Consider the following 7,722-nt stretch of genomic DNA (forward strand, 5'->3'; position numbering starts at 1 on the left):
CGGGGTGCGGGGTGCGTGAGCGCGGGATGCGGCGGACGGGGTGGGAAGTGGGTCGGTGGTCCAAGGAGAGGCTCTCGATCGCCTTGGACCACCGACGTCTATTTCGCTACCCGCTTATGGACGGACTAACCACGGAAGTCAGCAGAGGAGGGAGAAGTTCGCGCAGGACGTCGATTCCGTCTCGGCTCAGGACTGATTCGGGGTGGAACTGGACTCCGGCGAAACCTGGGCCCCGAAGTGCGTGGACCAGGCCGTCTGCCGGGTCGGCGGCGATCTCCAGGCCGGGGTGTGACCCCGCAAGAACAGGAGATGCCGCCACAGGAGATTTGCCGACGGGAAGTGCGGCGGCGGGTAGCGCGGCGGTGGGAGGTGTGGTGGCGGGAGGTGTGGTGGCGGTGGGGGAGGCCGCGGCGAAGGAGGAGTAGAAGCCCACCCGGCGGGTGGTGCCGAACAGCGGGACGTCTCGGGCCAGCCCCTGATAGGGGGAGTCGCGGCGGATCAGGGGCAGGCCCAGGGTGGCGGCGAGGATCTGGTGGCCGAGGCAGACGGCGAACAGGGGCTTCTTCTCGTCCAGCAGGGTGCGGACGAGGGCGCGCAGGGCGGCCATCTTCGGCGATGACGGGTCGGCCGGGTCGCCGGGGCCGGGGCCCACCACCACCAGGTCGGCGTCGGGGACCGGGGCGGTCCACGGGATGATTGTCACGGTCAGGCCCAGGGCCCGGAGCTGGTGGGCCAGCATGGCGGTGAACGTGTCCTCGCCGTCGACGATCACGGCGGACCGGCCGGCCAGGGCGGGTTCGGTCAGTGTGCCCGGGGAGCGGGAGTCGAGCCAGAAACGGGCGAGACCCTCGTTGCGGGCGGTGAGCAGCGCCTGGACCGCGGGTGACGGGGGCTGTGTGCTCACGCGTACACGGGAAGGGGCGGAGGGGATGGCACCCAGCGCGGCCAGCATGCCCGCCGCCTTGGTGTGGGTTTCGGCGACCTCCCCTGCCGGGGTGGAGTGCCGGACCAGGGTGGCGCCGACCGGGACCCGCAGGGCGCCGTCGGGGGTGATCTCCGCGGTGCGGATCAGGATCGGCGCGTCGAGGGTCTGGTCGCCCGCGTCGTCGTGGTCGAGCAGGGCCAGTACGCCCGCGTAGTAGCGTCGTCCGCGGCGTTCGTGGCGGGCGATGACGCGGCAGGCGTTCTCGATGGGGCTGCCGGTGACGGTCGGGGCGAACATGGTCTCGCGTAGTACATCCCGCACGTCCAGGGTGCCCTGTCCGGCCAGCAGGTATTCGGTGTGGGTCAGGTGCGCCATCTGTTTCAGGTAGGGCCCGGCGACCTGGCCGCCGTGGTCGGCGACCGTCGCCATCATCTTCAGTTCCTCGTCGAGGACCATGTGGAGTTCCTCGATCTCCTTGCGGTCGCGCAGGAAGTCCTCGAGGGTGCCGGAGCCGTGCCGGAAGGTGCCGCTGATCGGGTTCATCATGGTGACGCCGCCGTCGACGCTGACGTGCCGTTCGGGGGTGGCGCCGACCAGCGTACGGGCCCCGGTGTGCACCAGGAATGTCCAGTATGTGCCCTGTTCGGCGGCGAGGAGGCGGCCGAAGGCGGCGCGGGCGGCGGCGACCGGGTCGCCGTCGACGACGGCGCGGTAGGTGCGGTGGATGACGAAGTTGGCGCCTTCGCCGTGGCCGATCTCCTCGTCCAGGACCCGGGTGACCAGGTCGCCGTACTCGGTGTCGGACAGGTCGAAGCCGCCGTCACGCAGGGTCAGTTCGCCGGGTGGGAAGGCGCTGAGCGGCTCGTGGCGGATGCTTTCCACCAGGAGGCATTCCATGGGTGCGCCGTCGTCGACGCAGTCGAAACCGCGTTCGGTGATCTGCCGGTAGGGCACGACGGCGAGGACGGGCCGGCCGGGTTCGAGGGGGATCGCGGCGAGTGTGTCGACGGTGACGACGGTGCCGGCCAGTACTTCGACGTGGTCGGCGCCGTCGCGGTGCAGCAGGGCGAAGGGCTGCATGGGTGTCCTCCGGGTTCGGCGGCGCCTGCCGAGGCCCGGACATGGAGAACGGCCGCCTCGGGGAGGCGGCCGCGGTGGTGTGTCACGCGCGAGGGAGATGGCCGCCGGTCAGGCGGGCCACCACATCATGGTCAGATGAGCGCGCATGGCGGCCAGCTTACGGCCGTCGCGGGTCAGGCGCCAGGCCTTCATCCGTACGGGAGAAAGCGTCCCGGACGGCTGCGCGTGCCCAGAGCATCCGGTTCATCGCGCAGTCCGGATGTTCGCCGAATTCCTGGGCCACCAGCTCGGCGCAGCCGCTCTCGCCGAGCCGGTCCACGGTGGCGGTGACCGCGGCGCGGACCGTGGTGGCGTTGGGGTGTTCGGATCGCTGCAGGTGGGAGGCGAACAGTGCCTCGGTGCGTACCGTCTCGGCCGTCATCGTGTTCCCTCCCTGCTTGCTGCTGGTTTCCAGCACACTGGTCGGGGGCTGTGCTTCCGGGGGCGGACTGGTTGCCGATCGGTAGCGGGGAGCCGCATTGCGCCCAGAAACGGATTTATCGAGATATTGTCCTATCCGAGAGATAAGTCTGATCCGGGGGGAGCTGCCGTGACGACGGTCCTGGTGGCCGACGACGACGCCGACATCCGTGACCTCGTCGCGTTCAAACTGGAGCAGGCCGGGCTGGAGGTCATCACCGTCGGGGACGGTCAGGCCGCCGTGGACACCGCCCGCGAGCACCACCCGCAACTCGCGGTGCTCGACGTCTCCATGCCCGGCCTCTCCGGTATCGACGTGTGCCGGGCACTACGGGCCGACCCGTCCACCGCCGGCATGCTGATCATCATGCTGACCGCCCGGGTGCAGGAGCAGGACGTCGAGGGCGGGTTCAGTGCCGGCGCGGACGACTACGTGACGAAGCCGTTCAGTCCGCGGGAGCTGGTCTCCCGGATCCAGGCGTTACTCAGCAAGACGCGGGCATAGAACTCGGCAGAGGGCGCTCCGGACATCCGGAGCGCCCTTTTCTCGATCAGTCGTTCGCGGACGCGACCAGCTTGTCCAGCTGGTCGTCGCGCAGCGGGCTGCCCGGGAACATCGCCATCCGGCTCAGCGGCAGACTGCCCAGCATCATCAGCATCTCCGGGCTGGCGGTCATCGCCGCCATCACGTTGTCGCCGCCGCTGGCCTCGTTGGCCTCGGCGAACGCCGCACCGAGCAGCTCGGCGCCGCGCGGGTCGGCCATCCACTCGCCGACGCTGGAGTCGACGGTCAGCGGCACCCGGGCCGGGTCGCCGGCCACCGTGGCGGTCACCGTGGAACGCAGGTCCCGCGAGGACGCGCCGACCGCGACCGTGTAGTCGCCGCCCTCGACGATCCAGCTGTTCAGCCGGATGTCCCAGTAGGCCAGGTCGGCCCGCTCGATGGTCAGGGTCACCTCGGTGGTCTCGCCGGCCGCGATGGCGACGCTGGCGAACGCCTTCAGCTCGCGCGGGGCGCGCCGCACCGTCGAACCGGGCAGGCTGACGTACGCCTGGACGACCTCACGGCCGTCCCGGTCGCCGCTGTTGGTCACCGGGATCCGCACCTCGATGCCGGCGTCGGTCACGGTCACGGTGGCGGTCCCGTACGCGAAGGTGGTGTAGGAGAGCCCGAAACCGAACGGGTACGCCACCGCCCGCTCCTGCGCGTCGAAGCCGCGGTACCCGACGTGCAGTCCCTCGCCGTACCGCACATGGCCGTGCTCGCCCGGGAAGTCCAGGTACGACGGGTGGTCGGTGATCGTGACCGGGATCGTCTCGGCGAGCCGCCCGGACGGGTTGACCCGGCCGAACAGCACGTCGGCGAGCGCGCTGCCACCGGCCTGACCGAGCAGCCAGCCCTCGACCAGGGCCGGGACGTTCTCGTCCCACGGCTTGGTGGCGATGACCGCGCCGTTGGAGAGCACCACGACGGTCTTCGGGTTGACGGCGGCGACCCGCTCGATCAGGGCGAGCTGGGCGGGCGGCAGGTCGAGGGAGGCCCGGTCGGCGCCCTCGGTCTCGTGCACGCTGCCGACGAAGACCACGGCCACGTCGGCGGAGCGGGCCGCGGTGACGGCGTCGGCGATCAGGGCCTCGTCCGGGCCGTTGTCGTCGACGGTGTAGCCGGGCGCGAACGTGACGGTCGCGCTGGTCGACGCGGTGATCTGGGTGAGCGCGTCGTCGAGCCGGGTGGGCGTGATCTGCGAGCTGCCGCCGCCCTGGTAGCGCGGGGTCCGGGCGAACTCGCCGAGCACCGCGATCGAGACGCCCTCACCGGCCAGCGGCAGGAGGTCACCGTCGTTCTTGAGCAGCACGATCGCCCGTCCGGCGATCTCCCGGGCCAGCGCGTGGTGTGCCTCGGCGTCGTAGGTTCCGGCCGGGCGCTTCCCGGCCTTCAGGATCATCGCGCGTACGCGCTCCGCCGCGACCTCCAGCAGTTGCGGGTCGAGCGTCCCGTCCTCGACCGCGGCGACCAGTTGCCGGTCGCCGGACTCGTCCGGCCCCGGCATGGTCAGGTCGAGCCCGGCGGCGATCGCCCGGACCCGGTCGACGACCGCGCCCCAGTCGGAGACGACCAGGCCCTCGAAGCCCCACTCGCCGCGCAGCACCTCGGTGAGCAGCCAGTGGTGCTCGCTGGCGTACACCCCATTGATCTTGTTGTAGGCGCACATGACCGTCCACGGCTGCGCCCGGGTGACCACCCGCTGGAAGGCCCGCAGGTACATCTCCCGCAGGGTGCGCTCGTCGATGTCGGCGCTGACCCGCATCCGGTCGGTCTCCTGGCTGTTGACCGCGAAGTGCTTGAGCGACGCGCCGACGCCCCTGCTCTGGATGCCGCGGACCCATTCGGTGGCGAGCACGCCGGTGAGGATCGGGTCCTCGGAGAAGTATTCGAAGTTGCGGCCGCCGAGCGGGCTGCGCTTGAGGTTGACGCCCGGGCCGAGGAGCACGGCGACGTCCTGGGCGCGGCACTCGTCGCCGAGGGCCTCGCCCATCCGGCGCAGCAGGTCCGGGTCCCAGGTGGAGGCGCTGGCGACGGCGGGCGGGAAACAGGTGGCCGGGACGCCGGCGAGCAGGTCGTCGCCCTCGGCCTGCATGCGGACGCCGTGCGGGCCGTCGGTCAGGGTCAGCGGCGGCAGGCCGGCCGGCACGACGCCGGTGGTGTGCCAGAAGTCGGAGCCGCTGGTGATCGCCGCCTGTTCCGCGGTGGTGAGTTCGGAGGACATGGTCCGATCCTTCCTTCAGGCGGGCCGGCCGCACGGGTTTACGCTTACTGAGTACCTACTAGGTATTAACTACTCGGAAACATAAACCCGCCGTCGCCCACCCGGCAATAGGCTGCTGATAGGAACTACCTGTGTCCCTCCGCCGCGACCGCGTCCGTCTCCCCGCCGCCGAGCGCCGCCGCCAGATCCTCGACGTCACCACGCGCCTGATCGCCGAACGCGGCTTCTGGGGCCTGTCGATGCAGGACGTCGCGGACGGCTGCGGCCTGACCGTTCCCGGCCTGCTGCACCACATGGGTTCCAAGGACAGCCTGCTCGTCGCCGTCCTCGAGTACCGCGACGAACAGGACCAGCGGTCCCTGCTGTCCCGGCTGGGCGCCCCGGCCGACCGGTTCACCCTGGCCCAGACCTGCGCCGCCCTGGTCCGGCGCAACGCCGAACAGCCCGAGATCGTCCGCCTGTTCGCCGTCCTGGAAGCGGAGTCGCTGGCACCCGGCCACCCCGCGCACGCCTACTTCCGCAAACGCCAGGAGCAGACCCTGGCCGCCTTCGCCGGCCTGGCCGAGAACCGCCACCCGGCCCCGGCGATGCTGGCCCGGCAGGTGATGGCGCTGATGGACGGCCTGCAGATCCAGTGGCTGCGCGACCCCTCCGGCATCGACCTGGTGGCCACCTGGGACGCCCTGGCCGGGCCACTCCTCGCCGATCTCGGCTGACGCTCCGGGCTTCTTATCGGGTCGGCTGCGCGGCCGATAAGGCGGCATGGGTCATGCCGCGTCATGCGGATGACCGATGAGCCTCAACGCCGAGGAGCTAACCGGTATGAATGCGCGCAGTGTCGGAAAAGTCCCGAAGAGAACACGAGGGAGGATGGGCCTCAGCACGGCGGTCGCCCTGGCGGTGGCGGCCCCGGTGGCGGGCGCCGGCGTCGTCGTGATGCCGTCCGCCGCGTACGCGGTGGCACCGGCCGACGACGTGATCGTCTACGCGGGTGACGGAACGGCCACCGCGCCGGTCGACGGTGATCCGGCTGTCGGCTCTCCGTTGCCGGGCCCGACCGCGACCGTGGTCGCCCCGGACGGCTCGGTGTTCGTGGCGAGCGACACCGGCGTCGTCTACAGGATCGGCACCGACAAGACGATCGCCCGCTACGCCGGCACCACGGCAGGTCCCGGGATGGTCACCCCTGCGGTTCCGGCGACGGACAGCCAGTTGGGGACGTTGCTGACCGGATTGGCGCTCGACAGCGCCGGCAACCTCTTCATCGCCGACGACAGCAATCACGTGGTGCTCAAGGTCGACCACCTGACCAAGGACCTGGAGGTCGTCGCGGGCGACGGCAGCACGAGCGGGTTGGGCTCGATGTTCGGCGCTCCGGTGCCGGCGACCGGGACCCCGGTCGAGCCGAGCGCGCTCGCGGTGGGCCCCGCCGACGTGCTCTACATCGCGGCGAAGAACCAGGGGTACGTGTTCGAGCTCGACGGCACCGACCTCGACGTCTTCGCCGGTGACGGCAGCGACCTCCTCGGCGCCGACGGCAGCATGGCGAAGAACACTCCGGTCGGGACGCCGGCCGGACTGGTGGCGGACAACGCCGCCGGGGCCGTCTACATCACGGACTCCACCAACACGGCCCTCTACCGGGTGTCCAGCGGCACGCTCGACGTGATGGCCGGCGTCGCGCCGACCGGTGCGATCAGCCACGACACCAGGGCCGGCGCGCTGCTGGTGGCCACCGACACCAACCTGAAGATCACGCAGGTCGACCTCCCGGCCGGCGCCACGCCGGCGGTGGTGTCCGGCGGTGCCGCGGGGACACCCCCGTCGACGAGCCTGCCGGCCGCCGACGCCGAGTACGGCCAGATCGTGGGCCTGTCGTCGGACGCGGACGGGCGTACCTTCATCGCCGACCAGGCGACCCACCACCTGGCGCTGCTCACCCGGTATCTGAAACCGGACGCGCCGACCGGGCTGACCGCCGTGGCGACCTGGAACGGCGCCGACCTCTCCTTCACCCCGCCGGTGTTCACCGGCAACGTGGTGCTCGACGGGTACGAGTACACGGTCGATGCCGGGACGACGTGGACGGCGCTGACACCGACGTCCAGCGCCGGTGTGTCGCCGGTGACCGCGACCATCATCGTGACCGAACCGAACCCGTCGACCACGCCGTTCGCGGTCGAGGTGCGGGCCAGGAACGCGGTCGGTGAGAGCGATGCGTCGAATTCCGACGCCTTCACGCCGACGTGGATCGAACCCCCGCGCAAGCCGGGTGCGCCGACCGCCCTGAGCGCCACGGCGACCTGGAACGGTGCGACCCTGTCGTTCACCCCGCCGGCGGACCTCGGGGATCCGGCCTTCGACGGGTACGAGTACACCGTCGACGGCGGAACGACCTGGACCTCGGTGACCCCGGCGTCGGCCCCCGGTGCCTCGCCGGTGACCGCGGCGATCACGGTGGTGAAGCCGAACCCGACGACGACGCCGTTC

Annotated in this window: 6 protein-coding genes; 3 read left to right on the forward strand and 3 right to left on the reverse strand. The window is 71.2% G+C overall.

The genetic code is table 11. From position 1 onward, the window contains the following. Positions 1-106: 106 nt before the first annotated feature. Both WH85_RS45355 and WH85_RS45360 read right to left on the reverse strand, forming a co-directional pair. The gene (locus tag WH85_RS45355; RefSeq protein ID WP_045748427.1) at positions 107-2,005 is read right to left on the reverse strand and encodes an anthranilate synthase family protein; all 1,899 of its coding nucleotides are present in this window, start codon (positions 2,003-2,005) and stop codon (positions 107-109) included. A gap of 157 nt (positions 2,006-2,162) precedes the next feature. Further along, the gene (locus tag WH85_RS45360) at positions 2,163-2,426 is read right to left on the reverse strand and encodes a hypothetical protein (protein ID WP_045748428.1); all 264 of its coding nucleotides are present in this window, start codon (positions 2,424-2,426) and stop codon (positions 2,163-2,165) included. 168 nt (positions 2,427-2,594) lie between these two features. On the opposite strand from WH85_RS45360, the gene WH85_RS45365 reads away from it, so the two are divergent. Beyond that, positions 2,595-2,969, forward strand: a complete 375-nt coding sequence (locus WH85_RS45365) for a response regulator transcription factor (protein ID WP_045748429.1) — start codon at positions 2,595-2,597, stop codon at positions 2,967-2,969. 46 nt (positions 2,970-3,015) lie between these two features. On the opposite strand, the gene WH85_RS45370 is transcribed toward WH85_RS45365, so the two are convergent. Then, positions 3,016-5,232: a glycoside hydrolase family 3 C-terminal domain-containing protein gene (locus tag WH85_RS45370; RefSeq protein WP_045748430.1), complete on the reverse strand. Its 2,217-nt coding sequence runs from the start codon at positions 5,230-5,232 to the stop codon at positions 3,016-3,018. 131 nt (positions 5,233-5,363) lie between these two features. Between WH85_RS45370 and WH85_RS45375 the strand changes: the two genes are divergently transcribed. Together WH85_RS45375 and WH85_RS45380 are read left to right on the forward strand one after the other, a co-directional pair. Continuing rightward, positions 5,364-5,948: a TetR/AcrR family transcriptional regulator gene (locus WH85_RS45375; protein WP_045748431.1), complete on the forward strand. Its 585-nt coding sequence runs from the start codon at positions 5,364-5,366 to the stop codon at positions 5,946-5,948. A 154-nt stretch (positions 5,949-6,102) separates the two neighbouring features. Then, positions 6,103-7,722, forward strand: a 1,620-nt coding sequence (locus WH85_RS45380) for a hypothetical protein (RefSeq protein WP_045748432.1), incomplete at its 3' end; no start/stop codon positions are given.

Origin of the sequence: Actinoplanes rectilineatus (genome assembly GCF_000962825.1) — a bacterium.
In the GTDB taxonomy this organism is placed as follows: domain Bacteria; phylum Actinomycetota; class Actinomycetes; order Mycobacteriales; family Micromonosporaceae; genus Actinoplanes; species Actinoplanes rectilineatus.

Excerpts from the sequence above, each read along its gene's own strand:
- WH85_RS45370 (WP_045748430.1), bottom strand. The coding sequence starts at position 5,232 with ATGTCCTCCGAACTCACCACCGCGGAACAGGCGGCGATCACCAGCGGC.
- WH85_RS45360 (WP_045748428.1), bottom strand. The coding sequence starts at position 2,426 with ATGACGGCCGAGACGGTACGCACCGAGGCACTGTTCGCCTCCCACCTG.
- WH85_RS45355 (WP_045748427.1), bottom strand. The coding sequence starts at position 2,005 with ATGCAGCCCTTCGCCCTGCTGCACCGCGACGGCGCCGACCACGTCGAA.